At 72.3% G+C, this 26,757-nt stretch carries 24 protein-coding genes and 1 pseudogene; 9 read left to right on the plus strand and 16 right to left on the minus strand.

Translation table 11 applies throughout. From position 1 onward, the window contains the following. Nucleotides 1-49: 49 nt before the first annotated feature. From ABD332_RS28845 to ABD332_RS28855, 3 genes and pseudogenes are all read right to left on the minus strand, one after another. Nucleotides 50-1,534 carry a non-reducing end alpha-L-arabinofuranosidase family hydrolase gene (locus ABD332_RS28845; protein ID WP_425552303.1) on the minus strand — a complete coding sequence of 495 codons (1,485 nt, stop codon included), beginning with the start codon at nt 1,532-1,534 and terminating at the stop codon, nt 50-52. A gap of 41 nt (nt 1,535-1,575) precedes the next feature. Next, nucleotides 1,576-3,027 (minus strand): annotated as a pseudogene (locus tag ABD332_RS28850) (endo-1,4-beta-xylanase); the annotation flags it as partial. 17 nt (nt 3,028-3,044) lie between these two features. Further along, a complete protein-coding gene (locus ABD332_RS28855) occupies nt 3,045-5,102 on the minus strand; it encodes a family 43 glycosylhydrolase (protein ID WP_344505396.1) in 2,058 nt (685 codons plus the stop codon). Between the two features lie 312 nt (nt 5,103-5,414). Here ABD332_RS28855 and ABD332_RS28860 point away from each other — a divergent pair, with 312 nt between their 5' ends. Both ABD332_RS28860 and ABD332_RS28865 read left to right on the plus strand, forming a co-directional pair. Then, the gene (locus ABD332_RS28860; protein WP_344505397.1) at nt 5,415-6,929 is read left to right on the plus strand and encodes a sigma-70 family RNA polymerase sigma factor; all 1,515 of its coding nucleotides are present in this window, start codon (nt 5,415-5,417) and stop codon (nt 6,927-6,929) included. A 173-nt stretch (nt 6,930-7,102) separates the two neighbouring features. Further along, entirely contained in the window at nt 7,103-8,599 is a 1,497-nt protein-coding gene (locus tag ABD332_RS28865; RefSeq protein WP_344505399.1) for a S8 family serine peptidase, read from the plus strand. A gap of 51 nt (nt 8,600-8,650) precedes the next feature. On the opposite strand, the gene def is transcribed toward ABD332_RS28865, so the two are convergent. Genes def through ABD332_RS28880 form a run of 3 tightly spaced genes read right to left on the minus strand, consistent with a single transcriptional unit; the run spans nt 8,651 to nt 11,032 of the window. Further along, complete coding sequence (gene def / locus ABD332_RS28870) at nt 8,651-9,175, minus strand: peptide deformylase (protein ID WP_344505400.1); 525 nt, start codon at nt 9,173-9,175, stop codon at nt 8,651-8,653. 19 nt (nt 9,176-9,194) lie between these two features. Beyond that, a complete protein-coding gene (locus ABD332_RS28875) occupies nt 9,195-10,118 on the minus strand; it encodes a DUF4240 domain-containing protein (protein ID WP_344505401.1) in 924 nt (307 codons plus the stop codon). Between the two features lie 11 nt (nt 10,119-10,129). Beyond that, nucleotides 10,130-11,032, minus strand: coding sequence for a DMT family transporter (locus tag ABD332_RS28880; RefSeq protein WP_344505402.1), 903 nt, complete (start codon nt 11,030-11,032; stop codon nt 10,130-10,132). A gap of 72 nt (nt 11,033-11,104) precedes the next feature. Between ABD332_RS28880 and ABD332_RS28885 the strand changes: the two genes are divergently transcribed. After that, the gene (locus ABD332_RS28885) at nt 11,105-12,031 is read left to right on the plus strand and encodes a LysR family transcriptional regulator (RefSeq protein WP_344505403.1); all 927 of its coding nucleotides are present in this window, start codon (nt 11,105-11,107) and stop codon (nt 12,029-12,031) included. Nucleotides 12,032-12,145: 114 nt separating this feature from the next. On the opposite strand, the gene ABD332_RS28890 is transcribed toward ABD332_RS28885, so the two are convergent. The 4 genes from ABD332_RS28890 to ABD332_RS28905 all read right to left on the minus strand — a co-directional run bounded on the left by ABD332_RS28890 (nt 12,146) and on the right by ABD332_RS28905 (nt 16,056). Then, entirely contained in the window at nt 12,146-12,679 is a 534-nt protein-coding gene (locus tag ABD332_RS28890; protein WP_344505404.1) for a DUF3455 domain-containing protein, read from the minus strand. Nucleotides 12,680-12,756: 77 nt separating this feature from the next. After that, entirely contained in the window at nt 12,757-14,376 is a 1,620-nt protein-coding gene (locus ABD332_RS28895) for a serine/threonine-protein kinase (RefSeq protein WP_344505405.1), read from the minus strand. A 137-nt stretch (nt 14,377-14,513) separates the two neighbouring features. Beyond that, complete coding sequence (locus ABD332_RS28900; protein ID WP_344505406.1) at nt 14,514-15,167, minus strand: hypothetical protein; 654 nt, start codon at nt 15,165-15,167, stop codon at nt 14,514-14,516. 7 nt (nt 15,168-15,174) lie between these two features. Beyond that, complete coding sequence (locus tag ABD332_RS28905) at nt 15,175-16,056, minus strand: HAD hydrolase family protein (protein ID WP_344505407.1); 882 nt, start codon at nt 16,054-16,056, stop codon at nt 15,175-15,177. Between the two features lie 467 nt (nt 16,057-16,523). Between ABD332_RS28905 and ABD332_RS28910 the strand changes: the two genes are divergently transcribed. The 3 genes from ABD332_RS28910 to ABD332_RS28920 all read left to right on the plus strand — a co-directional run bounded on the left by ABD332_RS28910 (nt 16,524) and on the right by ABD332_RS28920 (nt 17,484). Continuing rightward, nucleotides 16,524-17,093 carry a hypothetical protein gene (locus tag ABD332_RS28910; RefSeq protein WP_344505408.1) on the plus strand — a complete coding sequence of 190 codons (570 nt, stop codon included), beginning with the start codon at nt 16,524-16,526 and terminating at the stop codon, nt 17,091-17,093. Nucleotides 17,094-17,170: 77 nt separating this feature from the next. Then, nucleotides 17,171-17,296, plus strand: coding sequence for a hypothetical protein (locus ABD332_RS28915; protein ID WP_344505409.1), 126 nt, complete (start codon nt 17,171-17,173; stop codon nt 17,294-17,296). A 17-nt stretch (nt 17,297-17,313) separates the two neighbouring features. Continuing rightward, a complete protein-coding gene (locus ABD332_RS28920) occupies nt 17,314-17,484 on the plus strand; it encodes a hypothetical protein (protein ID WP_344505410.1) in 171 nt (56 codons plus the stop codon). Here the strand turns inward: ABD332_RS28920 and ABD332_RS28925 are convergent. Continuing rightward, a complete protein-coding gene (locus ABD332_RS28925; protein WP_344505411.1) occupies nt 17,481-17,888 on the minus strand; it encodes a nitroreductase family deazaflavin-dependent oxidoreductase in 408 nt (135 codons plus the stop codon). The two genes, ABD332_RS28920 and ABD332_RS28925, sit on opposite strands and share 4 nt — an antisense overlap. A 159-nt stretch (nt 17,889-18,047) precedes the next feature. On the opposite strand from ABD332_RS28925, the gene ABD332_RS28930 reads away from it, so the two are divergent. Then, the gene (locus ABD332_RS28930; protein ID WP_344505412.1) at nt 18,048-20,807 is read left to right on the plus strand and encodes an FtsX-like permease family protein; all 2,760 of its coding nucleotides are present in this window, start codon (nt 18,048-18,050) and stop codon (nt 20,805-20,807) included. Nucleotide 20,808: 1 nt separating this feature from the next. Here ABD332_RS28930 and ABD332_RS28935 read toward each other — a convergent pair whose 3' ends face one another. After that, complete coding sequence (locus ABD332_RS28935; RefSeq protein ID WP_344505413.1) at nt 20,809-21,279, minus strand: cupin domain-containing protein; 471 nt, start codon at nt 21,277-21,279, stop codon at nt 20,809-20,811. A 68-nt stretch (nt 21,280-21,347) separates the two neighbouring features. Here ABD332_RS28935 and ABD332_RS28940 point away from each other — a divergent pair, with 68 nt between their 5' ends. Continuing rightward, nucleotides 21,348-22,115, plus strand: a complete 768-nt coding sequence (locus ABD332_RS28940; RefSeq protein WP_344505414.1) for a maleylpyruvate isomerase family mycothiol-dependent enzyme — start codon at nt 21,348-21,350, stop codon at nt 22,113-22,115. Nucleotides 22,116-22,253: 138 nt separating this feature from the next. Further along, nucleotides 22,254-22,877, plus strand: a complete 624-nt coding sequence (locus ABD332_RS28945; RefSeq protein ID WP_344505415.1) for a phosphotransferase — start codon at nt 22,254-22,256, stop codon at nt 22,875-22,877. Here ABD332_RS28945 and eda read toward each other — a convergent pair whose 3' ends face one another. From eda to ABD332_RS28965, 4 genes are read right to left on the minus strand one after another with little or no spacing between them, the layout of a single operon-like run. After that, a complete protein-coding gene (eda, locus tag ABD332_RS28950; protein WP_344505416.1) occupies nt 22,878-23,501 on the minus strand; it encodes a bifunctional 4-hydroxy-2-oxoglutarate aldolase/2-dehydro-3-deoxy-phosphogluconate aldolase in 624 nt (207 codons plus the stop codon). It abuts the gene before it with no gap. Continuing rightward, on the minus strand, nt 23,498-24,811 hold the full coding sequence (locus ABD332_RS28955; protein WP_344505417.1) for an FGGY-family carbohydrate kinase: 1,314 nt from the start codon (nt 24,809-24,811) through the stop codon (nt 23,498-23,500). The genes eda and ABD332_RS28955 overlap by 4 nt, the downstream gene beginning before the upstream one ends. Beyond that, nucleotides 24,808-25,767: a 1-phosphofructokinase family hexose kinase gene (locus ABD332_RS28960; RefSeq protein WP_344505418.1), complete on the minus strand. Its 960-nt coding sequence runs from the start codon at nt 25,765-25,767 to the stop codon at nt 24,808-24,810. The genes ABD332_RS28955 and ABD332_RS28960 overlap by 4 nt, the downstream gene beginning before the upstream one ends. Further along, nucleotides 25,767-26,753, minus strand: a complete 987-nt coding sequence (locus ABD332_RS28965; RefSeq protein ID WP_344505419.1) for a sugar phosphate isomerase/epimerase family protein — start codon at nt 26,751-26,753, stop codon at nt 25,767-25,769. The genes ABD332_RS28960 and ABD332_RS28965 overlap by 1 nt, the downstream gene beginning before the upstream one ends. Nucleotides 26,754-26,757: the final 4 nt, after the last annotated feature.

Below are 26,757 nucleotides of genomic sequence, written 5' to 3' on the forward strand. Positions count from 1 at the left end.
GAAAAGGGGAGGGCCGGCCGCCCGGGGAGGCGGCCGCCCGTCGGATCGGCTAGCGCTGGAGGGTCAGCACACCCGGGCGGTACGGCAGCAGACCGTAGTCACCGCCGGAGCTCGGCGAGCGGCCCTGGTACAGCAGCTGCAGGTTGCACGGGTCGACGGTCTTGGTCTGGTCCGGGTTGCTGCGGACCAGGTCGCCGTGGCTGATGTCGTTGGTCCAGGTGGCGCCGCTGTTGGCCTTGCCGGCGAACGGGTTGCTCTCCGTCGCCGCCTGCGGGGTCCACGAGCCGCTCAGGCTGGAGGACGTGAACGACCGGAAGTAGCGGCCCTGGCTGCCGATCGCCTCGACGAGCATCAGGTACTGGTTCTGGCCCTGCACCTTGTACACCTCGACGCCCTCGAACAGGTTGTTCGTGGAGTCACTCATGATCTGGGTGTACGAGGAGCCGAAGCTGCCCGGGAAGTTGCCGATCGGCATGCTGGCCCGGTAGATCTTGCCGTTGTCACCGGCGAAGAACAGGTACATGTTCTGGCTGTCGCCGATGATCGTCTGGTCGATCGGGCCGGTGCCGGAGCCGGAGATGCTGCCGGAGAACAGCGTCTGCGGCGAGGACCAGCCGTTGGCGTTGGTCGGGTCGCTGGACGTGCGGTAGTTGAACGCCGCGCCGCCCCACTGGTAGGTCAGCACCCAGATGTTCTTCGGCGCGAAGTAGAACAGCGTCGGCGCGACCGCACCGAAGTTCATGCCGTTCTGCGCGGCGGAGCCCATGTCGGACCAGTTCGTGAACAGGCCGAAGTTCATCGACCCCCACGTCGAGCCGGTGTCGTGCGTGGTGGCGTAGACCAGGTGCTTGCCGTTGTAGACGACGTTGGTGAAGTCCTTCAACGACACCCAGCCGGAGCGCGGGTTGGCGAGCGACCCCGTCGACGACCAGCGGTACGACGACGGCAGCGTGCAGCCGCCGCCGGTGTTGCCCGGCGTGGTGGGCGTGGTGCCGCCGACGCGGACGAGCTGCCACTGCTGGTTGTTGCCGCCCCAGTCGGCGTACTGCACGATGTTGCCGCCGTCGGCGGTCGAGGCGCCCTGCACCTCCAGGGCCTTGCCGGAGTTGCGGTTGATGAGCCGCACGTACCCGTCGGACGAGTCGGCGAGCCGCCACTGCTGGTTCGTGCCGTTGAGGTCCGACCACTGCACGACGGACCCGCCGTCGGCGGTGGAGAAGTTGTACACGTCGAGGACCTTCGACGACAGCTTCGACTTCAGCCGGTAGTAGCCGCCGCCGGAGTCGACGAACTGCCACTGCTGGTTGGAGGCGTCGCTGCGGGCCCACTGGGTGATCCGGGCACCGTCGTTGGTGGCGAAGTTGTACACGTCGATGGCCTTGCCGCTGTTGCGGTTGACCAGGACGTACGAGGCGCTGGTGTCGACGGTGGCGGCCGCGGCGGTCGTCATGTTGAGGACCACCACGCCGCCGCCGACGAGGGCCATGGCGGCCGCGGCGAGGCCGATGCGGCGTCGTGTTCGATACGTGCTCATGTGCGGGGTGTGCTCCTTCTTCGACGGGGTGTCAGCTATGCGCGGACGAGCTGCCACTGCTGGTTGGTGCCGCCCCAGTCCGCGTACTGCACGACGTTGCCGCCGTCCGCGGTGGAGGCGCCCTGCACCTCGAGGGCCTTGCCGGAGTTGCGGTTGATCAGCCGGACGTAGCCGCTGCCGGAGTCGGCGAGCCGCCACTGCTGGTTGGTGCCGTTGAGGTCCGTCCACTGCACGACGGTCCCGCCGTCGGCGGTGGAGAAGTTGGAGACGTCGAGGACCTTGCCGGAGTGCCTGGAGCGGATCCGGTAGTAGCCGCCGCCGGAGTCGACGAACTGCCACTGCTGGTTGGCGCCGCCGGTCCGCGTCCACTGGGTGATCCGGCCGCCGTCGTTCGTGGCGAAGTCGTACACGTCGACGGCCTTGCCGCTGTTGCGGTTGACCAGCACGTACCAGGCGCCGGTGTCCACGCCCGTGGAGCCCGTCGGGCCGGGGTTCGTGCCGGCGTTGAGCGCGTTCAGGGTCGAGGTGTAGGCCGCCTTCTTCGCGCCGGAGGCCGTGAAGAGCAGCGGGTTCTCGCCGGTACGCCACGAGTCGCTGTCCCGGATGCCCCAGACGGTGATGCCCGTACACCTGGAGACGGCGAGACAGGAGCGCACGACCGTCGCGTAGTTGTTGGCCTGGTTGCTGCCGGCGATGTCCAGCTCGGTGATCTGCACGTCGACGCCGAGGTCGGCGAAGCGCTGCAGGTTGGCCTGGTAGTCGCCGGACACCGAGTTGCCGAGGTGGGACTGGAAGCCGACGCAGTCGATCGGCACGCCGCGGGACTTGAAGTCCCGCACCATGTTGTAGATGCCGGTGCTCTTGGCGTTGATGCCGTCGGTGTTGTAGTCGTTGTAGCAGAGCTTCGCGCCCGGGTCGGCGGCCCGCGCGGTGCGGAACGCGACCTCGATCCAGTCGTTGCCGGTGCGCTGCAGGTTGGAGTCGCGCCGGCCGCCGCTGCCGCCGTCGGCGAACGCCTCGTTGACCACGTCCCAGGCGAAGACCTTGCCCTTGTAGTGGGTGGCGACCTGGGTGATGTGGTTGACCATCGCGTTGCGCAGCGCGCTGCCGGACATGTTCTGCGCCCAGCCGGGCTGCTGGGCGTGCCACGTGAGGGTGTGCCCGCGGACCTTCTGCCCGTGGGCCTGGGCGTGCGCGACGATCTGGTCTCCGCCGGTCCAGCGGAACTGGCCCTGGTTGGGCTCGGTGGCGTCCCACTTCATCTCGTTCTCGGGCGTGATCGCGTTGAACTCGCGGTCGAGGATGCCGGCGTAGGTGCTGTCGCCGAGGCGGCCGGCGGCGACGGCGGCGCCGAAGTAACGGCCCTTCTCCGCGGCGGAGGTGCCGAGGGTGGTGCCGGCGTCGGCGGAGCCGCCCAGCAGCACCGCGGCGCCGCCGGCCAGCACGGTCGCCGCCACGAGCGGCAGGATCACGCGGAGTCTTCGGAATTTCATGGTGGAGTCCCTCTCGCTTACGGGGCGGTCATCTCGAAGCGCGTGACGGTGGCGGTGCCGCCGAGCGCCTTGGTGGCGTAGTTGAAGATCGCGTAGCGGTAGCCCATGAAGAACTGCCACGCGTTGTTGAGCGTCAGCGCGGTGCCCAGCGACGTGAAGTTGGTGCCGTCGGTGCTGTAGGAGAACCGGGCCTGCCGGCCGGAGCCGGGCCTGATGTCGGCGGTGACCCGCAACCAGATCCGCCCGCCGGAGACCGCGGCGCTCGCCGCTTCCGAGCCGGTGCTGCTGGTGCCCCAGCTGCTGTTCATGGCCAGACCGTTGACCATGGACACCCGGGTGGCGGTGCCGTCGCGCCTGACGCCGATCCAGGCCGACGAGTCGCGCAGCATGGCCAGGCCGGCCCGGTCGCCGTCGGCGAGCGCGGAGTAGTCGAGCTCGACCGTGGCGGTCGACGTCGGCCCCTGGATGCGGTGGGTGAGGGTGTTGCGGGCCTGGTACAGGTCGCTGGTCACCGTCGCGGCCTGCAGCCGCAGCCCGCTGCCGGTGGAGAACTTCGAGGTGTCGGGGTTGTGGTTCCACTCCCACTGCGGGCCGAGCGCCGTGCCGGTGAACGTGTCGGCACCGATCATCGGCTTGACGGTCTTCGTGGTGCTGATGTTCGGCTTCGGGTACGTGGCGCCCCAGCCGCCGTTGACGGTCTGCACGCTCGGCCAGCCGTCCGCACTCCAGGTGATCGGGGCGAGGGCGGGGACGCGACCGCCGGGGTAGGCGTCCACGAAGGACATGTAGTACCAGTCGCCGTTCTGCGTCTGGACCAGGCCGCCCTGGTGCGGGGTGCCGCCGCCGGAGATCGGGCTCGGCATGTTGAGCAGCACCTGCCGCATCTCGTACGGACCCCAAGGGCTGCTGGACTTCAGGATGTACTGGCCGTTGGCCGGCCGGGTCACGAAGATGTAGTAGCTGCCGTTGCGCTTGTAGAAGCGCGAGCCTTCGAGGGTGCCGACGCTCGACGGTGTGGTGAACACCTGCTGGGTCCGGACCTGGCTGAGCCCGTCGGCGGACAGCTGGGCGACGCTGAGCGTGCTGTTGCCGTACGCGACGTACATGGTGTCGTTGTCGTCGACGAGCAGCCCGGCGTCGTAGTAACAGTTGTTGATCTGCGACCGCTTCTGCCAGGTGCCGTCCACCGCGGTGGACGTGTAGACGTAGGTGCGGTTGAACTCGACGCACCCGAGCCAGTAGTAGGTGCTGTTGGACTTGCGGTAGTTGAGCGTGGATGCCCAGATGCCCTTGACGTAGGCCCGTCCGCCGCTGAGGTCGTAGTTGCTGGAGCCGAAGTCCAGCCGGGGCACCGAGTGCCCGGCGTACTCCCAGTTGACGAGGTCGTAGGAGCGCAGGATCGGCGCGCCCGGCGAGTAGTGCATCGTGGACGCGGAGTAGTAGTAGGCGTCGCCGACGCGGATGATGTCGCCGTCGGCGAAGTCCTGCCAGACGACCGGGTTGTTGTACTGCCCGGACGGCGTGGTGGGGTTGGTGCCGCCGAGCTTCACGAGCTGCCACTGCTGGTTGTTGCCGCCCCAGTCGGCGTACTGCACGATGTTGCCGCCGTCGGCGGTCGAGGCGCCCTGCACCTCCAGGGCCTTGCCGGAGTTGCGGTTGATGAGCCGCACGTAACCGTCGGCGGAGTCGGCGAGCCGCCACTGCTGGTTCGTGCCGTTGAGGTCCGACCACTGCACGACGGACCCGCCGTCGGCGGTGGAGAAGTTCGAGACGTCGAGGACCTTGCCGGAGTGCTTGGAGCGGATCCGGTAGTAACCGCCGCCGGAGTCGACGAACTGCCATTGCTGGTTCGCGCCGTCGCCGCGGGTCCACTGCGTGATGCGCCCGCCGTCGGCGGTGGAGAAGTTGTAGACGTCCAGGGCCTTGCCGCTGTTGCGGTTGACCAGCACGTAGGAGGCGCTCGTGTCGACCGTGGCGGCCGATGCGGTGGTCATGTTCGTGACGGCGACCGCACCGCCGACCAGGGTCGCGACGAGCAGGGTGACGATGCCCGACGCCTTGTTACGGACCGCCATGCGGTGCTCCTCGAAATCGTGTTAGCGCTCACATCCAGACCGCGAGATTGCCAGACCGAATGCGAACATTCAAGAGGCCACGGACACGGGATGTCTTTCGTGACGTAACATCGCCGAAATTTTCATCCGTGAATTCCTGCGACATTTCCGGCGACCCGCGAATAACAACAAAGAAGCCGACGGATTTGTGTTATGCACGGCGGGAGCACATGGTCGCACCCGCCGGATGCTTGACGCGGCGGCCGGTTGTCGGTGACAGTCAACGACCATGCCGGGCGGCTGCACGGTGAATGCTGTGACTGCGATGTGACGATGCGAACCACCGACGTGAACGAAACGGACCTCGTGCTGGCGGCCCAGGCCGGTGACCGGCGGGCCGTCGACGGGCTCGTCACCGCCGGCCTGCCGCTGGTCTACACGATCGTCCGCCGCGCGCTGGACGGGCACGCCGACGTCGACGACGTCGTGCAGGACACCATGCTGCGGGCCGTGCGGCGGCTGCCGGCACTGCACCAGCCGGAGAGCTTCCGGGCCTGGCTGGCGGCAATCGCGGTCCATCAGGTGAGCACCCACCTGCACCGCCGCAGCACCGCCGCGCGGCGGACGGCCCCGCTGGACGAGGCGGCCGACGTGCCGGACGCGGGCGCCGAGGTCGAGGACGTCACCGGGCTGCGCCTGGAGCTGTCCGGCCAGCGCCGCCAGGTCAGGCGGGCCGCCCGGTGGCTCGACCCCGCCGACCGCGCCCTGCTGCCGCTGTGGTGGCTGGAGCATGCCGGCGTGCTCAGCCGCACCGAGCTGGCCGGGGCGCTGGGCGTCAGCGTCGCCCACGCCGCCGTCCGCGTCCAGCGCATGCGCCACCAGCTCGACCTGAGCCGCGAGATCGTGGCCGCGCTGGACGCCACGCCCAGGTGCCCAGACCTCGACGCGCTCGTCGCCGGCTGGGACGGCACGCCCGGCCCGCTGTGGCGCAAGCGCCTCGCCCGGCACGTGCGCACCTGCCGGGTCTGTGCTCCCGCCGCCGAGGGGCTGATCAGCGCGGACCGGCTGCTGCCCGGGTTCGCGCTGCTGCCGGTCCCGGCCACGCTCAGCTCGGGCCTGATCGGCAAGGCCACCCTCGGCGCGACCGTCCAGGCCGGGGTGTTCGGTCACCTCGCCCAGATCCTCGCGGCGCACCCCCTCGCCGCGACCGTGGCCGTCGCCGTTGCCGCCGGCGCCGCCGTCACCGTGACCGCCCTGCCCGCCGACCCACCGCCGTCCCAGGGGCTGCAGGCAGCGACGACGGCGGCGGTCCGGGTGCCGCCCGCCGCGACCACCGCCACCCCCGCCGGGCCACCGTCGAAACCGCCGGCGACCACCGCCGCCACCGGCTCGCCGCCGGCGCGCACCGCGACCCTGGCGCCCGGACGGACCGTGTCGATCGAGTCGGCCCACGAGCCCGGGCTGTTCGTCACGACCGTCGACGGCCTCGGCGTGCTCGCGGCGGTCCCGGCGGACGGCGACGCCGCGCAACGGCGCCACGCGACGTTCACGGTGCTCGCCGGGCTGGCCGACCCGGCATGCTTCACGTTCCGCGCCGACGACGGCCGGTTCCTGCGGCACGCGTCGTGGCGGTTCCAGCTCAGCCGGGACGAGGGCACGCCGCTGTTCCGCGGTGACGCCACGTTCTGCGCCCGCGCCGGTGCGACGGAGGGCACGGTCGTGCTGGACGCGCAGATCTACCCCGGCTGGTTCCTGCACCACCGCGGCGAGCAGCTCTGGGTCGACCAGGACGACGGCAGCGCCGCGTTCCGGGTCGAGTGCTCCTTCCGCATCCGGCCCGCACTCTGAAGCGGTGCGGTCCGGTTGCTGATCGGTGAGCGTCGAACCGACCGGCGGACACCGGGTGGGCAGTTCGTGTCGGGTGGCCGGACAGTTCGTCGCCGCGCCCGGTGGAGCCGCAACCGAAGACGGTCATGGTTGGGAGGTCGAAGAGATCACCTCCAAGGACGGAGCTCCCAACCGTGAACATCGCCAAGAGACTGCGGGCCGCCGCGGCGGGCGCGCTGCTGGCGCCGGCCGCGGTCGCGCTCGCCGCGGGGCAGGCGCATGCGGCCGTCAAGGCCGCGGACACGGCCGCGTCGGCGACCACCCTGGCGCAGGTGCGGTCGGCCATCGGCGCCGACACCGGCACCGCGGCGACACTGACCGGCAAGGGCGTCGGCGTGGCCCTGATCGACACGGGTGTGGCGTCGGTGCCCGGGCTGCCCGCGGCGCAGATCGTCAACGGCCCGGACCTGTCGTTCGAGTCGCAGGCCGCGAACCTGCGGTACCTGGACACCTACGGCCACGGCACGCACATGGCCGGCATCATCGTCGGCAACGACACCGCCACCGGTACCAAGGGCATCGCCCCCGGCGTCAAGCTGACCTCGCTGAAGATCGGCACGTCGACCGGTGCCGTCGACGTGTCGCAGATGATCGCCGCGATCGACTGGGTCGTGGCGCACCGCAACGACGACGCCGCCAACCCGATCAGGGTGCTGAACCTGTCCTACGGCTCGGGCGGCTCAGGGCAGTCGTGGACCGACCCGCTGCAGTTCGCGGTGGAGAAGGCGTGGCAGGCCGGCATCGTCGTGGTCGCCGCGGCCGGCAACAACGGCAATGCCGCCGGCACGCTGACCAACCCGGCCGTCAACGACTGGATCGTCGCCGTCGGCGCAACCGCCACCAACGGCACCACCGCCACGACCGACGACACCCTGGCCACCTTCACCAACCTGGCCTCGACCACCACCGCCGGCGTCGCCGGTCAGGTGGACCTGCTCGCCCCGGGCACGTCGATCGCGTCGCTGCGCGTCCCCGGCTCCAACGTCGACAACCTCTACCCGTCGGCGCGGGTCGGCGAGACCCTGTTCAAGGGCAGCGGCACCTCGCAGGCCACCGCCGTCGTCACCGCGGCCGCCGCGCTGGTGCTGCAGGCGAAGCCGGCCGCCACTCCCAACCAGGTCAAGGACTGGCTGGTCAAGGGCGCCACCGCGCTCGGCACCGGCACGGCGAAGACCCTCGGCCTGGCAACGCTCAACGTCAACGGCGCGCTCGCCCGCACCGGCACGACCGTCACCGCGCCGGCGCTGCAACTGTCCAGCGGCACCGGCTCGCTCCAGGGCTCGCGCGGCACCAGCAGCCTCACCCTCGACGGCGTGAAGCTCACCGGCGAGCGCACCATCTGGGGCTCGTTCAACGGCGCCCAGTGGGCCAAGTCGACCACGCCGTCCTGGTCCGGCGGCTCGTGGCTGGGCTACCAGATCGCCGGCAACGACTGGACCGGCACGTCCTGGGCGTCCCGGACGTGGGCGTCGGCGACGTGGGCCGCCGCGCCGTGGGCCGGCAGCGCCGCCGCCGGCTGGAGCGACCCGGCGTGGTCCGGCCGCACCTGGTCCGGCCGCACGTGGTCGGCGGGCACCTGGTCGGGCCGCACCTGGTCCAGCGACGGCTGGGCCGGCGGCACCTGGTCCTGACCAGTCCGTCGTGAGGGGGCGGGCCCGGCATGTGCCGGGCCCGCCCTTTCGTCACGAGCCGAGCAGCCCGGCCTCCCGCAGCAGCCGCTCGCGCCGCTGCGCCGGGAGCCGGTCGACGTACACGGTGCCGTCGAGGTGGTCGCACTCGTGCTGCAGGCACCGGGCGAAGAACCCGGTGCCGGTCACCGTGATCGGCGCGCCGTTCCGGTCGAAGCCCGTCACCGTCGCGACCGCGGCCCGCGGCACCTCCGCGCGGGGCCCCGGCACAGACAGGCAGCCCTCGGTGTCGGTGGCCGTCCCGGCGAGCGCGGACGCCTCCTGCAGCACCGGGTTGACGACGTGCCCGACATGGCGGACGCCGTCGTCGTCCGGGCAGTCGTAGACGAACACCCGCAGGTCCACGCCGATCTGGTTGGCGGCCAGGCCGACACCCTCCGCCGCGTACATGGAGGCGAACATGTCGTCGATCAGCGCGGCGAGCGGCTCGTCGAAGGCGGTGACGTCGGCACACCGGCGGTGCAGCACCGGCGTGCCGTAGTAGGTGATCGGGCGGGCCGCGCCCCGGGTGATCGGCATCGTCGCATTCTAATTACCGTCAGGGCATGGCGCCCCACACGCCTTGGCCGAGGTGACGGGCCACCAATTCGGCGGCCATGCGATCGATCGCGGCGGACTCCTCGTGACCCTGGCACTGGTTGCGCAACTCCTCCTCGGACAGCACAGGCATCGGCGGGAACTGCGGCATCGCCGGCATCCGGAGCTGCTCCGCGGTGATGGTCAGCACCGCGACCAGGTCGTCGCGGGCCTTCTCCGGCTCCGTGGCGGCGGGGGCACTGGCGAACCCGTGCCGGTCGCGGACCACCTCGGCCCGCACGACCTTGCGCCCCTTCCGGACCTTCGTCTGCTCCGGCATGCCCGGGTCGACGACGAACGTGACGTCGGCCTGCGGTGCCGGCGCGGCGCTCCACCACTGCCGCCACCCCTCGGTCGCGTCCAGCGCCTCGACCAGGTGAAGCCGCGTCAGCTCGTACTCCGCAGACATCTGGACGCCGAGGCCGTAGCCACCGGACCAGCTCAGCCACTCCGGCTGCCACTCATCCGTGCCGTCCTCGACCGGCCGGCCCCACGCGGCGCTGGTGCCGCTCTCGTAGCTCACCGGCGCCCGGTGCTCCCAGGGCCGGTCCGTCACCCGCTCGTACGCCGTGGACGCCACGAACAGCAGCTCCTCCGCCTCGACGTCGGCCAGGGCGAGCAGCGACCGCGGGTCCTCGACGATGCGTTGGTGCGCCCGCGATCCGGACAGCACCGCGGCGCAGCGGATGTACAGGAACGCGTCACCGTGCGCCACGGCGTGCGCCGGCGTGTCCAGCCGGTGCAGCGCCTCGGCGAGGCGGTCCTCGAAGCCGGTGATGTCGCCCTCCGCCCGCGCGGCGAGCAGGTCGACCAGCCGGGCCGCCCGCGCGTCGAACGGCAGGTCGAGGACGCCGTCGATCATCCGCCAGAAGTCGTCGCTGTTCATCACCGCCCAAGTTAGTCCGCCACCGTTGCGGCGACGGGCAAAACGGCGGGTTCCCTGCGAGCCGCCGTCTGCAGGACGACGGCGGAGGCGAGCACGAGGGCGGCGCCGGTGAGCTGGACCGGGGTCAGGGACTCGCCGAGGAGGACGGCGGCGAGGGCGGTCGTGACGACCGGCTCGAACGTGGACAGGATCGCGGCGGTGGACGGGCCGGTGCGCTGGAGGCCGGCGAAGAACGTCAGCATGGCCGCGACCGTCGAGACGACCGCGATGCAGCCCAGCCACAGCCAACCCACCTGGGCGAAACTCAGGCCGACACCGCCGTTCAGCATGGCGTTGGCGGCGAGGGTACCGGCGGCGCCCGTCATCACCAGCGCGGACAGCAGCACCGGCGGCATGCTGTGCACGACCGTGTCGGCGACCAGGATGTAGACGGTGTAGACGACCGCGGAGCCGAAGCCGAGCAGCGCGCCGAGCGGGTGGAAGCTCACGCTGCCGGTGCCGAGCAGGACCAGCAGCGTGCCGGTCGACGCGGCGACGAGGGCCGCGCCCCGGCGAGGGGTGAGGCGGTCGCGGCCGAGCAGGACCGCCGCGACGGTCACCAGGACCGGGAACGTGTACAGGATCAGCGACAGCAGCGAGGCGTCCATGAGGCGCAGCGCCGCGAAGAACAGGCTCGCCTGGGCGGCGTAGCCGATCGCGCCGAGTCCGAGGGCGGTGCCGACGGCGCGCCGCGACGACGCGCCGCCGCGCAGCTCGGGGCGCAGCAGCAGGACGAGCCACAGCAGCGCGGCGGCGAGGACGAAGCGGACCAGCAGCAACGCCCCCGGCGAGACGCCCGCGTCGTAGGCGAACTTGCCGAAGATCGCGAGCGCGCCGAAGCACGCCGCGGAGACGAGACACAGTGCCGGACCCATGCGTCGAGCGTTGACCATGAAACCGTGCAGGTCCAGCGATGATTCCCGGTGCTGATTCGTTAGGATTCCCGCATGGTCGCGCTGGATCTGCGCCGGCTGCGGTTCCTGCGCGAGTTCGAGGAGCGCGGCACCCTCGCCGCGGTCGCCGCCGCGCTGGGCTACAGCCCGTCGACGGTCTCGCAGCAGCTGACGCTGCTGGAGAAGGACGTCGGCACCCCGCTGCTGGAGAAGGCCGGCCGCGGGGTGCGGCTCAACGACGCCGGCCGCCTCCTCGCCGGGCACGCGCGGGTGCTGCTGTCGGCCGCCGAGGCGGCGGAGGCCGACCTGGCCGCGCTCGGCGGCGACATCCGCGGCACCGTCCGCGCCGGCGGCCTGCAGTCCGCGGCACGGCGGCTGCTCGTGCCCGCCGTCGCCCGGATGCGGGCCGAACGGCCGGGGGTGCGGGTGGAGATCTTCGAGCTGGAGCTCGAACAGGCGCTGCCCGGCCTGCGGCTCGGCACGGTGGACCTGGTGATCGGCGACGAGTACGACGGCCATCCACGGCCACGCCCCGCCGGGATGCGCTTCGCGGTCCTGCTCGAGGAGCCGCTGCGGGTGGTGCTCCCGGCCGCGCATCCCCTGGCCGGCGGCGGCGGTCCGGTCGCGATCGCCGAGCTGCGCGACGACGTGTGGACCGCGTCCGCCGAAGGCACCGGGCACCACGCGATGGTCCAGGGCACGTGCCGGGCGCTCGGCGGCTACGAGCCCGACGTGCGGCACCGCTCCAACGACGCCGACGTGCAGCTGGAGCTCGTCCGGGTCGGCGCCGCGGTCGCCCTGATGCCGCCGCTCGCCCTGCCACCCGGCGACCCGGCGCTCGCCGTCCGCGACCTCGCCGAGTCGACGCTGCGGCGCCGCCTGGTCACCGTCACCCGCGACACCCCGCCGGCGCCCGCGCTGACGGCGTTCCACGCGGCCGTGCAGGACCTCGCAGCCCGCGTAACAGCGGCTTCGACCTGACCCTGGCCGACGGCACCGTCATCCGCGACGCGACCCCCACCCGCCCGCGCTGACGCCCGCGTGCGCCGCCCGCGTCGACGGCGGGCGGCGCACGGCAGCGCGCTCAGCGGTGCTTCAGCTGGCCGGCTGGTAGAAGCGGTAGTCGGCGGTGTACGGGACGCCGGTCGTCGCGCCGTCGGTGCAGGTGCCGGCCGGGGCGGCGCCGCCGCGGGTCGACAGGCGCTGGATGTAGCTGACGGCGCCGAAGACCCCGTCGCCGCGGGTGCGGGTCGCCTGCAGCAGCAGCTGCGGGATCGACCCGGGCACCGGCGCCGACGCGACGGCCTTCGCCTCCACCAGCGAACCGTCCTCTGTGGACTCCCACGTCGGGCCGCGGAAGTGCACGGCCGTGGCGAGGCTGCCGGGCCGCTTCGCCCAGCCGGCGAGGTGCGCGGCCGGCTCGACGAACGACCAGGCGCCGCCCGTGCACTGGTACACCTGCACGCCACGCGCCAGGAACGCCGCGACGAGCACGTTGCCGGCCGGCACCCGCACCGCGTCGGGCACCTCCGGGCCGGACGCCTGTGCCCCGGCGGACGCCTGCGCCCCGGCGGCGCCGAGCAGGACGGCCGCCGCGGCCGCGACGACGGCAAGGTTGCGCATCTTCATGAGTCGTTTCCTCGATCCCGAGTTCGGAAGGCTGATGAGGAAACCGTGCCGGTGGGCGCTGAAACCGCGCTGAAACGTCAGCCGCCGGTCGTGGTGGTCCCGGAGCTGGGGTCCAGGCCGCCGCACGTGACGGTCATGCCGACGGTCCGGTTGCCGTGCACGAACGTGACGGTCGCGGCGGCGGCCGGGCCCGCGCTCACCCAGTCCGTCCGGTACGGGGCCGCCGGCGCCCACGAGAGCAGCTCCGCGACGCCCGGCGAGGCGCACCGGGCCCGGACGGTCCCTCCTTCGGATGCGAACGTCTCCGCCGCGCCGGGGCCGGGCGGCGCCGCCGCGCTCGTGGTCGGAGTCACGCTCGCCGGGGTGGCGCTGCCCGGCGACGTCGGGCCACCCGGGCCGGCGCCTCCGCCGGGGCGTGCCGACGGGCCGGACGCCGCCGATGTTCCCGATGTGCCGGGATTGCCGGACGCCCCGGGCGTTGGGGAAACGGTCCCGGCGGACGGCAGACCCGCCGGCGTCAACCCTGCGGGTGTTGTTGGGTTCTGTACACCGGGATCCGCCTGCGCGGGAGCCGACGAGATGGGGTCGGGTGCCGGCAGCACCAGCCAGACGAGTAGCCCAGCGGCCGTCGCCCCGGCCAGCCCGGCGGCGAGCCGCGTCCGGCGCCACCCACCACCGCCAGACCCGCCCGCCACGCCACCACCGGCCGCACCCGCCGTGGCACCACCGGCAGCGCCTGCCGTGGCGCCACTTTGCGCGGCCGCCGCAGAGCCATCGGGCACGACCGCTGTGGCACCACCGGTCGCGGCCGGTGCGCGTACAGACGCCGCAATGGCCGGCTCGTCACCGGCGGCGTCGGGAAAGGCCGCGCCGAACGCGCCGGCCGGCGTGGACACGGCGGCTGCCGCAAGGATGGCGGCCACCTCCGCCGCGGTCGGCCGGTCCGCCGGATCCTTTGCCAGGCACCGTTCGCACAGCTGCGCGAGCGCCGAAGGCACGCCCGGTAACGCCGGCAGCGCCGCCGGCGGCGTGAGCAGGTGCGCCTCGAGCAGGCCGGCCGACCCGGACGCGGTCCACGGCAGGTGGCCCGCCAGCAGCCGGTACAGCAGGACACCGAGACTGTAGACGTCGGACGCGGGCGTGACGGCATCCTCGGTCATCCGCTCCGGCGCCAGGTACTCCGGCGTGCCGAGCAGGTCGTCGTCCTCGACGGCGCCGAACCCGGCCGCGATGCCGAAGTCCACGACCTTCGCCCCAGTCGGGGCGAGGATCACGTTGGCGGGCTTGACGTCGCGGTGCACGAGACCGTCGGCGTGCGCGGCGGCGAGCCCCGCGGCCACCTCGGCGCAGATCCGGAACACCAGCGGCGGCGGGAGCGGCGCGCCGCCGAAGCGCTGATGCAGCGTCGGTCCGGGCACCAGCTCCATCACGATGTACGGCGTGCGCTGCCCGTCCTCGACGGTCTCACCGAAGTCGTGGACCTGGGCGACATTCGGGTGCGCCAGCCCGGCGGCGGCGCGGGCCTCGACCCGGATCTGCCGCCGCGAGCCGGCATCACCGGCGTGCCGCCCCGACAACACCTTGACCGCGACGTCCCGCCCGAGCACCACGTCGTGGGCACGCCACACCGTCGACATGCCACCCACACCCAGCACCTCGTCGAGGTGGTACCGCCCACCGAGCACCCGCCCTTGCACCTGCGCCTCGATTCCCCCATCGAACCAGATGCAAACATCACTGTTCGATAAAGGCCAGGACGAGGCCTTGGATCGGCGGCCCGGCCACGGTCGCTGCGGGGAGCCCGCCACCGGACCGGACAGGTTGCTGCGCACATCTACGGAGACGAGTTCGCAACAATTGCTTCGAAGCGTTCGAGTCCGCCACTCATCTGCTCATCCCACAGAGTTCCGATCTCGAGATACCAGAAGTTTCGCCAATCTTCGAACGCCCTTGAGTCCAGTTCGAGTATGCGCCGGGTACTGCCGGTCAACGCGTCTACCTCGCGTACGCGCCCAGCATCCTCGTCCCACTCAGCGAGGGGAACATTGCGTATCTCATCAAGCCTGCTGCTGAGTGCAACACTCTCGTCCAGACAAGCAGCGAAACTTGACACGGTGCTATTGACGAAGGTCGGGGGGAGGAGTTGGACCTCACCCTGCCGTCCATATAGTGGGTTGTACACCTTGGCGTGACGCACGATGCCGGTGCCGGTCGCGACACCAAAGATTGCGAATACAATCCACCCCGGCAATCGGGTTTGCTCGCCAAGACAATAGTGCTCACCCTCACCAGGAAAGGTCACAGTCGCAGAAACTCCAGAACCAGGAAGCTGGAAGAATCCTCGTTCGAGAGCCGAGCAGATGGTTTCCGGAACCTTCTGCCAGGCCGGTATGTCCCAGGCGCCAACAATGTCAACGAGCGGAACCCTCGATGCGCCAAGCAATGCATCCCACCTCTCGCCTGCCCCGGGCGCCGCGACGATACCCACGCCGCCCTCAGTGGTGCTGTCGGGCTTCGGCGGCACCTCGGCCTGAAGTCGCGGTCGCGGCGATCCAGCGGGCCACGCCGTCGTCGGTGTTGGTGCCGATCACCTGTGTGGCGGCCGCGCGGACCTCAGCCGCGGCGTTCCCGACCGCCAGTGCCGTGTCGGCGACCGCGAACATCGGCAGGTCGTTGAGCTGATCACCGAAGCATGTCACCGTTTCTGCCGCTACTTCGGCCTTCAACGCGGCAACCGCGGCGGCCTTGCTGCTCGAGGTCAGCTCCAGCCACCATTGCCCGGCCGAGTAGATGTCCTCGGCGAGGACGAAGTGGCAGCCGCCGGGAAGGTCGGCGAGTTGCTCGAAAAGCTTGTGCAACAGCTGCCGGTCGCCGATCAAGGAGATGTAGAACACCGATGCCGCATCGATGCCCGACCAGCTGGAAAGGGCCAGCAGCCGCGGGTCGCCGGCTCGGGTGCGCAGATAGTCCGCCACCCCAGGTGTGATCCGGTCGGCCAGCCAGCAGGCACGGTCCCTGCCCTCCCGAATGGCGAAGACAATCGGCTGCACGAGCCGTGAACCCTCGGTTCGACGAAACACCTCCTCCACCAACGCGACCGGCAGGAACTGCGCCTGACGGGCCTGGCCGGTCGCCGGGTCCACGACGACCGCGCCGCCGTACGTCAGAACCGGAAGCCGCAGCCGCAACGGCGCGGTCACGCGAGCGGCAGAGGTGTAGGACCGGGCTGTCGCATAGGTGAACAGTCCGCCATCGGCGATGTACTCGTTGATCACGCTGATCGTGAACGCGCTCAACGTCGCGTCTGGTCGAAGAAGCGTTCCGTCAAGGTCGGAGACCAGCAGCTCCCGGTGGTGCCGCTGCCCCCGCCCTGACATGTGCGGACCTTAGCAGGACCGCCAGGGGCTGATCGACTCTCGCCGTACGCTTGCACCAACCTGTTGACCGCGCCGTCCGGGGCGGCTGGACCTTACCTTGCTCTGCTGGAGCGGGACGGGGTGGACGTCATCTTGCTCGGTCTCGATCCCACCTGCGCGACTGTCGTCGACATCGAGGTGCTCGAGCCAACCGGACTCGACTGCGGGAGCGCACGACGCGTCCGTTGATACAGCGCAGGTTCGGAACATGCACATTGCGCGGTGCACCGCCGAACGCCTGGCTGCCCGCTCCCCCCGCGTCCGGATCGGGTCCTGGGGCGGGACCGGCCCGCGAGTCCTGGACTCGGAGTCCTGCACACCCGGTTGTGGCCTCCCTTATGGCGGGAATTTCGCTGATTGTCGATCTCTCGATCCGTACGTACATTCTGTACACACCTTCTGTACCGAACGTACTCGGGAGGCGTCAGATGAAGATCGACGTCCGCACGGATCTCGTCGACGAGCAGCTCGAACAGGCATGGCAGCTGTACGAGGCAGCGTTCCGGCACCTCAACGCGCTCACCATTCAACGGCATCTCATGTACCGCTCGGAGTTCGACGACGTCATGTCCGACCGCCGGGTCGAGAAGTGGCTCGCGTACTCCGACGACGGTGTCCTGCTCGGGCTCGCCACATACACCAACCAGCTCAGCGCCTGGCCGCTGATCTCGCCGGAGTACTTCGCCCGGCGCTGGCCGGTGCACTACGCCGACCAGCGGATCTGGTACTGCGGGTTCGTCGCCGTGCCCACGCACGAGCACGGCATGTTCGTGAAGCTCATCGAGGCGATGTACCGCCACGCCGAGCAGCACGACGGCGTCATCTCGCTGGACATCTGCCGGCACAACATCGACGCCTACCGCCTCGACCGGGCCATCAACACGTGGCTGCGCCGCATCTCCGACAACCGGGTCCGCTGCGAGACCGCCGACGCGCAGACCTTCATGATCTACGAGACGGCACCCGCCGCCGCCGAGGAGCACCTCCGCGCGGCGTGAGCCTCAGCCGTAGACCGCCCGGGCCAGCAGCTGCAGCGCCGCAGCCGACGGCGACCCGGGTCGGCGACTCCCGGGCCATGTACGGGTGGCTCATGCTCGCCTTCATCGTCGGCTTCGTCGGGCACGTGGCGGCGATCGTCGCGTACACGGTGACGGCCACCTCCGGCCTGCCCGACGGCGAGCAGGGTCTCGCCACCGGCTGAGCACGCTGACCCAGCAGGTGGCGCTCACCGTCGGCATCCCGGTGATGAGCGCCGTCGCCGCGGCCGCCCCGACCCTGCCGTCCGGCATCCGCCTGGCGCTACTGGTGGACGGCGCCGTCACCCTGCTCGGCGCGCTCGCCGTCCACCGAGGACTGCGCGAGCCGTCCGGCGCCTCCCTTCCGCGTTAGGCGGCGGGCTCCAGGACCACGACCGGGATCTGCCGCGTGGTCTTGAGCTCGTAGTCGGCGAAGCCCGGGTACGCCGCCTTCTGCGCGGTCCAGATCCGCTCCCGCTCATCCCCGTCGGTCACCCGGGCGACGAGCTCCTGCGTGCCGGTGCCGATCTCGGCCGTGACCCGGGGCTGGGCGACGAGGTTGTGGAACCAGGCCGGGTTGGTGGGTGCGCCGGCGTAGGAGGCGAACACGGCGTACCCGCCGTCGACCTTCTGGTACATCATCGGGTGGACCCGCTCCTGGCCGCTGCGGGCGCCGACCGTGTGCAGCAACAGCAGCGGAGCGCCCTCGAAGTTGCCCCCGACCTTGCCGCCGTTGGCGCGGAACTCTTCAATGATCTTGTCATTCCAGTCGCTCATGGTCATCAGTCTTCCACCGACCCTGACTCGCCGCCCCCGGGCACCCGTTTTTTCGCGTCTTGACACAAGAGCCTGATCAATGGATGGTCGGTGCACGGAGCGGGGGCCCTGAATGCGTCGGACGTCCCTGCGTGGATGATCCGCTGCCGGGGGTGGCCGTTGTTCTCGCTGATCCGCGCTCAGTTGCTCTTCCGCCGCGGCCGGCTGGTCGCCACGATCGCGGCGGTCGCCGTGGCCGTGGCCAGCTTCGCGCTGCTGGCGTCGGCGTCCCGCGGGTCTCAGGTCCAGGTCAACGGCACGGTGCAGGCCAACTACCGGCCCACGTACGACATCCTGGTCCGCCCGCCCGCCGCCGTGCCATCGGAGGACGGGCTGGTCCGTACCGACCGGGTCACCTCCACCTACGGCGGCATCACCGAGGCGCAGTGGCGGCGGATCCTCGACCTGCCCGGCGTGGACGTGGCCGCGCCCGTCGCGATGGCCGGCTACGTCACGCAGACCGCCGTCATCACCGTCGACCTCACCGACCACGTCGCCGCCGGCGGGCAGCGGCAGGTGCTGCGGGTCCGCCCCGTCTTCATCGGCGACCGGGGCCTGTCCAGCATCGCCGACGGGCCGAAGTACCTCTACGCGACGAGGAACGCCCTGGAGTTCGTGCCCGGGGAGCCGTGGATCGAGGGCAAGAACTACGACAGCTCGGCCCTGCCCAAGCCGCCGGAGATCCACGAGCACGGCGCCGCCGGCGTGACCGCGGTGTGCGAAGGCATCACCGGGTACTTCGACACAGTCGACGCGCTGTCGGTGAGCGACCGCACCGAGGCCCACTGCTGGTCCAGCGACCCCACGTCCAGCATCGAGCAGACCCCGCGGCCGCAGGTGCGGGTGCTCTTCCCGATCCCGTTGCTGCTCGCCGCGATCGACCCGGTGCAGGAGGCCAGGCTCAACGGCCTCGACCGCGCCGTCGTCTCCGGCGGCTACCTGAACGCCGGCGACACCGCCGCGGGCATCCCGGTCCTCGCCGCCGGCAGCCTCGACCTCGACCAGCAGGTGCGCGTGGAGATCGAACGCATCGGCGGCGACGCCGCCGACAAGACCGGCGCCGGCATGCGGCTGGACAACGCGGTCGACTACTACGCCACCCAGCCGTCCACGCCGATCGGCGCGCGGGCGTTCAGCGCGCAGGACGTGTACCCGGCCGTGCTCGACGCGATCGCGCACCCTCCCGGCGCCGGCGGCTTCCCACCGGCGGCGGGCACCTCGGTCGTCAACGAGTGGTGGACCACCAGCCCCCTGACGCTCGCGGACGGCTCCGCCGCCGTGGTGCCCTACTCGGGCGGCGAGTGGGGGAAGGTCCCGCACGGCATGCCGGACAGCAAGCCGCTGCCGATGGGCCTCGCCGACGACCCCGTCCGCGCCGTCGTCCGGCACGGGCGGGACGGCGACTCCAAGACGGCCAACGCGTTCCTGCGCGGCGTCGGCGTGTACGACCCGGCGAAGGTCGACACCGGCCCGGCCCTGTCCCGGCCGCCGTTCGACCTGTACGCCGTGCCCGCCGCGACCGGCGCCGACGACGCGGCCCGCGCCGCGCTCGGCGACCGGCCGCTGATCGCCGGCACCAGCTTCGCCGGCCCGCTCGGCCAGCGGCCGCACCTGCTCACCACGCTGTCGGCGCTGCCGGCGCTGCACCGGGCGCCGTACAACAGCCTGGACCCCGCGCACGGCGTCGACGCCGGCGCCCCGATCTCGATGGTGCGGGTCCGCGTCGCGGGCACCGTCGGCATGGACGCGTTCTCCCGGGAGCGGGTCCGCGCCGTCGCCGACCAGATCCACCTCGCGACCGGGCTGCGGGTCGACCTCACCGTCGGCTCGTCGGCGGCGGCCGTGCCGCTGGCGCTGCCGGCCGGCAAGTTTGGCCGCCCGGCCCTCGCCGTCCGCGACAACTGGCTGAAGCTCGGCGTCGCCACCACCATCGTGTCCGCGATCGACCGCAAGTCGCTGGTCCTGTCGATCCTCGTCCTGGTCGCCTGCGCCCTCGCCGTCGGCAACGCGACCGGCGCGGCGGTCCGCGGCCGGTCCACCGAGCTCGCCGTGCTCGCGTGCGTCGGCTGGCCCCGTAGGCGCCTGTTCGCGCTCGTGGCGGCGGAGTCGACGGCGGTGGGAGCGGTCGCCGGTCTGCTGGGCACGATCCTGGCGCTGGCGCTGTCCCGCGTGCTCGGCGTCGACCTCGGCGCCGGCTACGCGCTCCTGGCCATCCCGGCGGCCCTGCTGCTGAGTCTCCTGGCGGCGCTGCCACCCGCGTGGCGGGCCACCCGCGCCGACCCGGCCGCCGCCGTGCGGCCCGCGGTCGCGTCGGCCCGCCGCCGGGCCCCGCAGCGCATCGCCGGCCTCGCCCTCGGCAACGTCCTGCGCACTCCCGGCCGCACCGCCGTCGGCGCGGCCAGCCTGGCGATCGGCGTGGCCTCGCTGACCCTCCTCGTCATCATCAATCTGACGTTCCGCGGCAGCGTCTCCGGTACGGTCCTGGGCGACGCGATCACCGTTCAGGTGCAGGCCACCGACTACATCGCGGCGGCACTCACCACCCTGCTCGGCGCCGCCACGGTCGCCGACGTCCTCTACGTCAACATCCGCGAACGGGCCGCCGAGTTCGCCCTGCTGGGCGCGGTGGGCTGGACCGACGCGTGGACCGCCCGCCTCGCCGGATACGAGGCGCTGGCCCTCGGCGTCCTGGGCGCGACCCCCGGCACCGGCATCGCGCTCGGCACCGCCGCCCTGCTCAGCTCCGAGCTCACCAGCACCTCGTTCGCGGTCGCCGCCGCCGCGGCCCTCGCCGGCACGCTGCTGGCCGTCGCCGCCGCGATCCTGCCGGTGCGGTCCCTGCGCGGCCTGCCGAAGGCGAGGCTGCTCGCCGAGGAGTAGCTCAGGCGGTCCGGTGTGGGGTGGTGTTGAACCGGCCGCGGAACTCGTTGAGCATCTCGTCGTCGACCTCCGCACCGCCGGCGACCGCCGCGTGCACCTGCCGGAAGTAGTCCTCGTACCCGGCCGGCGTGTACAGGCACAGCCCCCGCGCGGGCGCGTCGCCGGCGTTGCGGAACCCGTGCGGCGCCCCGCGCAGCGCGGCCAGCAGGCTCCCCGGCCCGGCCGTGACCTCGCCGCTGCCGTCGTGCAGCGTGAGCTCCCCGTCCAGCACATAGAAGAACTCGTCATGCGCGTGATGGACGTGCGGCCGCGCGCCGACCGTGCCCGGCCCGAGCGTGAACTCCTCGAACCCGAACCGCCCACCGGTCTGCGCCGACGTCAGGCGGAACAGGTGCTCCACCCCCGCCACGTCGATCAGCTCGCCCTCACCCGGCGGCACCAGCAACGCCCGCATCGACACATCCCCGTCCATGATCACAGTCTGCCTGCCGCGCCCGAAACTCGCTGTCCGTCCCCTTCGCCCGGTGGTACACAACCCGGGTGGAGTTTCCTGAGCTGCTCCGGCTGATCGACGAACGGTCCACCGCCTTCAGCGCCGCGGTCGCCGCCGCGCCCGCACTCGACGCGCAGGTGCCGACCTGTCCCGGGTGGACGCTGCTCGACCTGGCACACCACCTGGGCGACGGCCGCCGCAAGTGGGCGTCGATCGTCGCCGCCGGCCCCGCGTCCACTCCCCCGCCGCCGCCCGTCCCGGCGGAACCCGCGCCGCAGGACCACTCGGCCCTGCTGCCCTGGCTGGCCGCCTCGACACGGCAGCTGCTGGACGCGCTGCGGTCCGCCGGCCCCGACCGCGGCTGCTGGACCTGGTGGGCGGACTCGGAGTCCCCGCAGACCAGCGGCGCCGTGGCCCGCCACCAGCTCCAGGAGGTCGCCGTGCACACGTACGACGCCCAGCTCACCACCGGCGCCCCACAACCTCTCCCGACCGCCATCGCCCTCGACGGCGTCGACGAGTTCCTCGCCACCTGCTGCGCCGGCGCCTACCACTGGCCGCACACCCCCGCCACCCTCGACTACCACGCCACCGAGGGCCGCTCCTGGCGCCTGTCCCTCACCGCCGACGCCGTCCGCCTCACCCGCTCCCCGGCCCCGACCCCGGCCGACGCCGCCCTGCACGCCACCGCCAGCGACCTGGTCCTCACCTTGTACGGCCGCATCCCCTTCGACTCCCTGCCCCTCACCGGCGACCGCCGCCACTTCGACCTGCTCGTCGCCTGGGACCCCGACGAGGACCCCCTGACGGCATAGATTCGACGGGTGTCGCAGACGCACCATCTTCACGTCGACGGGGGCCGACTGATCAAGCGGTACGTCTCGTGGTCGCGCGGGGAACACCGCCGGGAGTGGGCCGTGCTGCACCGGGTGCACGCCTGACGCCCCGACCTCGTGCCCGAGCCGCTCGAAGCCGACCTGGACGCCGACCCACCCACCGTCACCATGGGCCTGCTGCCCGGCACTCCACTGACCGACGACCTGGACGCCGGTCAGCAGGCCGCGTTCGCCCGATCGCTACGCCGGTTGTGGTCGGTGCCGTGCGCCGATCTCCCCGCACGGCGGGATCACCCCGCCGAGCTCCACGCGCTGATGACGCGGCGCCTGGCCGGCCTGGACCTGCCGGGCCCGGCGGGCGAGGCCGCCCACGCCGCCCGTTCCTTCCTGGCCAGGCTCCGCCTCAGCCCCGCCGGCAGCACCGTGCTGGGCCACGCCGACCCGAACCTCGCCAACTACCTGTGGGACGGGCAGCGCATCCGGATCGTCGACTTCGAGGACGCCGGCCGGTCCGACCCCGAGTTCGAACTGGCCGACCTGGTCGAACACCTCGCGGCCCGGCGCGCCGACTGGACGGCGTTCCTCACCACGTTCGACCTCGACGGCGACCGCTTGCTCGACGCCCGTCGGCTCTACGCCGTCTTCTGGCTGCACATGCTCCGCCCCGGCGGCCCCGCCGAACACCGCAACCCACCCGGCACCCTTGAGCAGCAGGCCGAACGGCTCCTCAACCTGCTCTGATCAGGCCGCGGCGGCCACGGCCTCGGCGGTGAGGGCGGTCACCGTGGCGAAGTCGCCGGCGGCGATGGATGCGCGGGGCACCATCCAGCTGCCGCCGACGGCCAGGACCGAGGGCACGGCGAGGTAGTCCCGCACGTTCGACGCGTCGATCCCGCCCGTCGGCACGAAGCGGACCTGGGCGAACGGGGCGGCGAGCGCGGCCACCGCGCGGGCGCCGCCGGACGTGCCGGCGGGGAAGAACTTCAGCACGTCGACGCCCAGCTCCAGCGCCGCCATGATCTCGGTCGCCGTGGTGGCGCCGGGCAGGGCGGCCACGTTGTGGAAACGGCACCGGGTCACGACCGCGGCGCTGAGGCCCGGGGAGACGACGAACTTGGCGCCCGCGGCCACGGCCGCGTCGACCTGGGCCGGGGTGGTGACCGTGCCGGCGCCGACCGTGACGCCGCCGTGCCTGGCCATCCGGGCGATCGCCGCGGCGGCCGCGTCCGTGCGGAACGTGACCTCGGCGATCGGCAGGCCGCCGGCCACCAGGGCGTCGGCCAGGGGCTCCGCGGCAGCCGGGTCGTCCAGCACGACCACGGGGACGATCCGGTTGCCGCCGACGACATCGACAATGCTGCTCATGAGGCGGGGTCCTTCGCGAGGATTCGGGTGGGAACGTCTGCCGCGCCGGTGACGCCGAGCCGGGCCAGGGCGGCCACGCCGAGGACGGTGGCCTCCGGCTCGGCGACGAAGCGCAGCCGGCGCGCGGTGGCGTCCTGGCGCAGCCGGCGCCAGGGAGCCCAGCCGGCGGCGACGCCCGCGACGGTCACGTCCGCGATACGGGTGCCGCCGAGTGCGCCGAGACGGGTGGTGGTGGCGTCGGCCTCGACGGCCAGGCCCTTGAGGAGACTGGCCATGGCCTGGGCCCGGGTGACGTCCATGGGCAGGGCGGCCGGGCGCGCCGTGCGCGCGTCCGAGTCGATGCCGGCCGGACCGACGGTGTCCAGGGCCGCGTCGACCTCGGACCACATGACGTCGTCGGGCTGCTCGGCGTACAGCATCCGCCGCCACGACTGGTAGAACCGGCCGGACGGGGTGGCGCGGTGCAGGTACCGCAGCCCGCCCGCCACGAACACGCCCACGTCGATCCCGGCGTCGACCCGCTCGGGCAGGGCGTCGACGAGCAGCACCTGCGCCTCCGACGTGCCCGCCGAGACGTAGACGTCGCCGGGCTTGCGCACGCCGGAGCCGAAGGCCCCGCACATGTGGTCGTGGCCGCCGGTGACGACGGCGACGCCCCGGGGCAGGACCCCGGCGCCGGAGGTGTGCCCGACGACCGTGGCGCTGCCGGTGAGGACGGGCAGGCGCAAGGCACTCAGGCCGAGGGAGGGCAGGGCCGCCTCGTCCAGGGTGCCGGCCCGCACGTCGAGCAGGCCGGTGCGGGAGGCGTGCGAGACGTTGAGGAACACCGGCGCGGACGGGTCGGCCAGCAGGTCCCGGGCGACGAAGTCGGCGAGGGAGGTGAACGTGCGGGCGCCGCCGAGCAGGCCGGCGCGGTCCAGCCAGAGCAGCTTGAAGACGGAGAACGTGTCGTCGACGCCCGCCCAGGCCTCGCCCGCGTGCGGCTTGGCCTCGCGGCCGTGGCCGGCGAACCAGGCCGGCACCGGGGCGGTGACCTCGCCGCCGGCGCCGAGCATCACGACCTCCTCGCCGACGGAGCCGACGCCGATGCCGGCGACGGCCTGCGGGCGGACGGCCGGGTCGTCCAGCAGCTGCCGCAGCAGCCCGGCCACCGCCGCGGTGAGCCGGGCGGCGTCGCGCCGCCCGCCCCACGCGTCGTCGCTGACCTCGGTCGGCGCCGAGTACAGCGCGATGAGCCGTCCGGCCTCGACGTCGTAACAGCCGACCTTCGTCCGGGTGGTGCCGATGTCGACACCGAGGAACAAGCTCATTTGGAGACCGTCACGCGCTCGCGGAGGGTGGCGACCAGGTCCGGGTCGACGTCCGGGGCGAGCGAGGCCGCGTTGGCCGCGCCCATCGCCGCCGCCAGGGTCAGGGCCGCTTCCGGCGTCTCGCCGCGGCCGAGTGCCACCGCGAGCCCGGCCAGGAACGAGTCCCCGGAGCCGGTGGCGTTGACCGTGTCGACCGCCGGGCTGTCCGCGGTGAGCTGCTCGCCGGGGCCGACCCAGACCGCGCCGCCGGCGCCGCTGGTGACCACGAGGGTGGCGCTGGTCGCGGCGTGCAGCTCGCGCGCGGCGGCGAGCAGGTCGGCCGGGTCGGACAGCTCGCGGCCCAGGATGCCGGCCAGCTCGTGGGCGTTGGGCTTGATCACCAGCCGGCCGCCGCGCGTCCCGTGGGTGCCGGCGTCGTCGATGACCCGGGCGAGGGCGTCGCCGTGGGCGTCGACGAGGGCGGTCGCTCCGTGGCTCAGGGCCACGCGGGCGACGACGGCGTGCAGGTCGGGCGCGCACCCGGGCGGCAGGCTGCCCGTGGAGACGACCACGTCGCCCGGCCGGACCGCGGCGGCCAGGCCCGCGGCGAGCTGCTCCTGCTCGCCGCGGGTGACCTGGGGACCGCGCTCGTTGAGCACCGTCGAGCGCCCGGTGGCCCGCTCGATGACGACCGGCGTCACCCGGGTGTCGCCGGCGATCTCGATGTGCCGGTCGGCGACGCCCATCTCCTCGCAGCCGCGGCGGATGACCTGGCCGACGAAGCCGCCGACGAAGCCGTGGGCGGCGACCGTGGCGCCGAGGCGCCGGGCGCCCCGGCACACGATCATGCCCTTGCCGCCGGGGAGGCTCTGCACGTCCACGACCCGGTTGACCTCGAACGGCGCGAAGTGCTCGACGACCTGCAGCCGGTCGAGGGCCGGGTTGGGGCAGACCACGTGCAGGGTGAAGCCTGTCACTATTCGCCGTCGATCTGGTACAGCGCGAACAGTTCCTCGTCGGAGGCCGCGAGGACCTCCTGCTCCCGCTCGCGGAACGTCTGCGCGGTGACCCGGACGAGCTCGTCGAGCCTGTCGGCCTGCGGCGGCAGGTTCATCGCCGCGTACGGGTTGCCGCCGGCGCCGAGCGGCTCGGCCGAGCAGTAGTTGTCGCCGCGCTGGTAGCCGATCGCGTACAACGCCATGATGATGACGTCGAGGTCGAGCAGGCCGTGGCCGAGGGCGCGCCGGTTGGTGTCGGCCAGGTGCAGGTTGAGCATCCGGTGGCCGTGGTCGAGCAGCGTGGCGCCGATGTGCAGCTCGCCGCTGAGCATGTGGTAAGTGTCGCCGTTGATGTGCGAGATCGCCGGGTGGTCGACGAGGTCGAGCAGCCGCAGCGCCTGCTCGAAGGTGTGCACGACGCTCGTCTCCTCGGGCCGGATCGGCTCGACGGCGCCGCGGATGCCGGCTCGGGCGAAGTCGTCGGCGACGTGGCGCATGGTGCTCGCCGAGCGCTCCATCTCGTAGGAGTCGAACGCGGCCGGGCGCCCGACCGAGCCCGCGCCGAAGAGCAGGTACGTCCCGCCGACGGCCTGGGTGAAGGCGGCCTGCCGGCGGAAGTACTCCACGGCCCGGGCGCGCACGTGCGGCTTGTTGTGCGCGAACTCCTGGTCGGGGGTGACCATGCCGCAGATGCCCGAGACGGTGATGCCGTGGTCGCCGAGGGTCTTGAGGGTGGCGTCGGGCTTGTAGCCGAAGTCGTCGGAGTACAGGTTGCCGTGCAGCTCGATGTACTGCACGCCGTAATTCGCCAGCCGCTGCGCCGACACGCCGAGCTCCTCGGTGCCGAAGCCCCAGTTGCTCCAGCCGAACTTCAGGCGCGGCTCGTCGGCGGTGTGGGAGCGGCGTGCCTCGACGAACGCCTTGACGACCCGCTGGTCGTGGACACGGAAGGGTTGGGGCTTCATGTCA

It is taken from the genome of Dactylosporangium maewongense (genome assembly GCF_039531485.1).
GTDB classification, from domain to species: Bacteria; Actinomycetota; Actinomycetes; order Mycobacteriales; family Micromonosporaceae; genus Dactylosporangium; species Dactylosporangium maewongense.

Coding starts and splice junctions, on each gene's coding strand:
- ABD332_RS28965 (WP_344505419.1), bottom strand. CDS start 26,753: ATGAAGCCCCAACCCTTCCGTGTCCACGACCAGCGGGTCGTCAAGGCG.
- ABD332_RS28925 (WP_344505411.1), bottom strand. CDS start 17,888: ATGAGCGACTGGAATGACAAGATCATTGAAGAGTTCCGCGCCAACGGC.
- ABD332_RS28935 (WP_344505413.1), bottom strand. CDS start 21,279: ATGGACGGGGATGTGTCGATGCGGGCGTTGCTGGTGCCGCCGGGTGAG.
- ABD332_RS28880 (WP_344505402.1), bottom strand. CDS start 11,032: ATGGGTCCGGCACTGTGTCTCGTCTCCGCGGCGTGCTTCGGCGCGCTC.
- eda (WP_344505416.1), bottom strand. CDS start 23,501: ATGAGCAGCATTGTCGATGTCGTCGGCGGCAACCGGATCGTCCCCGTG.
- ABD332_RS28885 (WP_344505403.1), top strand. CDS start 11,105: ATGGTCGCGCTGGATCTGCGCCGGCTGCGGTTCCTGCGCGAGTTCGAG.
- ABD332_RS28905 (WP_344505407.1), bottom strand. CDS start 16,056: ATGTCAGGGCGGGGGCAGCGGCACCACCGGGAGCTGCTGGTCTCCGAC.
- ABD332_RS28860 (WP_344505397.1), top strand. CDS start 5,415: ATGCGAACCACCGACGTGAACGAAACGGACCTCGTGCTGGCGGCCCAG.
- ABD332_RS28910 (WP_344505408.1), top strand. CDS start 16,524: ATGAAGATCGACGTCCGCACGGATCTCGTCGACGAGCAGCTCGAACAG.
- def (WP_344505400.1), bottom strand. CDS start 9,175: ATGCCGATCACCCGGGGCGCGGCCCGCCCGATCACCTACTACGGCACG.
- ABD332_RS28955 (WP_344505417.1), bottom strand. CDS start 24,811: ATGAGCTTGTTCCTCGGTGTCGACATCGGCACCACCCGGACGAAGGTC.
- ABD332_RS28915 (WP_344505409.1), top strand. CDS start 17,171: ATGTACGGGTGGCTCATGCTCGCCTTCATCGTCGGCTTCGTCGGGCAC.
- ABD332_RS28855 (WP_344505396.1), bottom strand. CDS start 5,102: ATGGCGGTCCGTAACAAGGCGTCGGGCATCGTCACCCTGCTCGTCGCG.
- ABD332_RS28875 (WP_344505401.1), bottom strand. CDS start 10,118: ATGAACAGCGACGACTTCTGGCGGATGATCGACGGCGTCCTCGACCTG.
- ABD332_RS28845 (WP_425552303.1), bottom strand. CDS start 1,534: ATGAGCACGTATCGAACACGACGCCGCATCGGCCTCGCCGCGGCCGCC.
- ABD332_RS28890 (WP_344505404.1), bottom strand. CDS start 12,679: ATGAAGATGCGCAACCTTGCCGTCGTCGCGGCCGCGGCGGCCGTCCTG.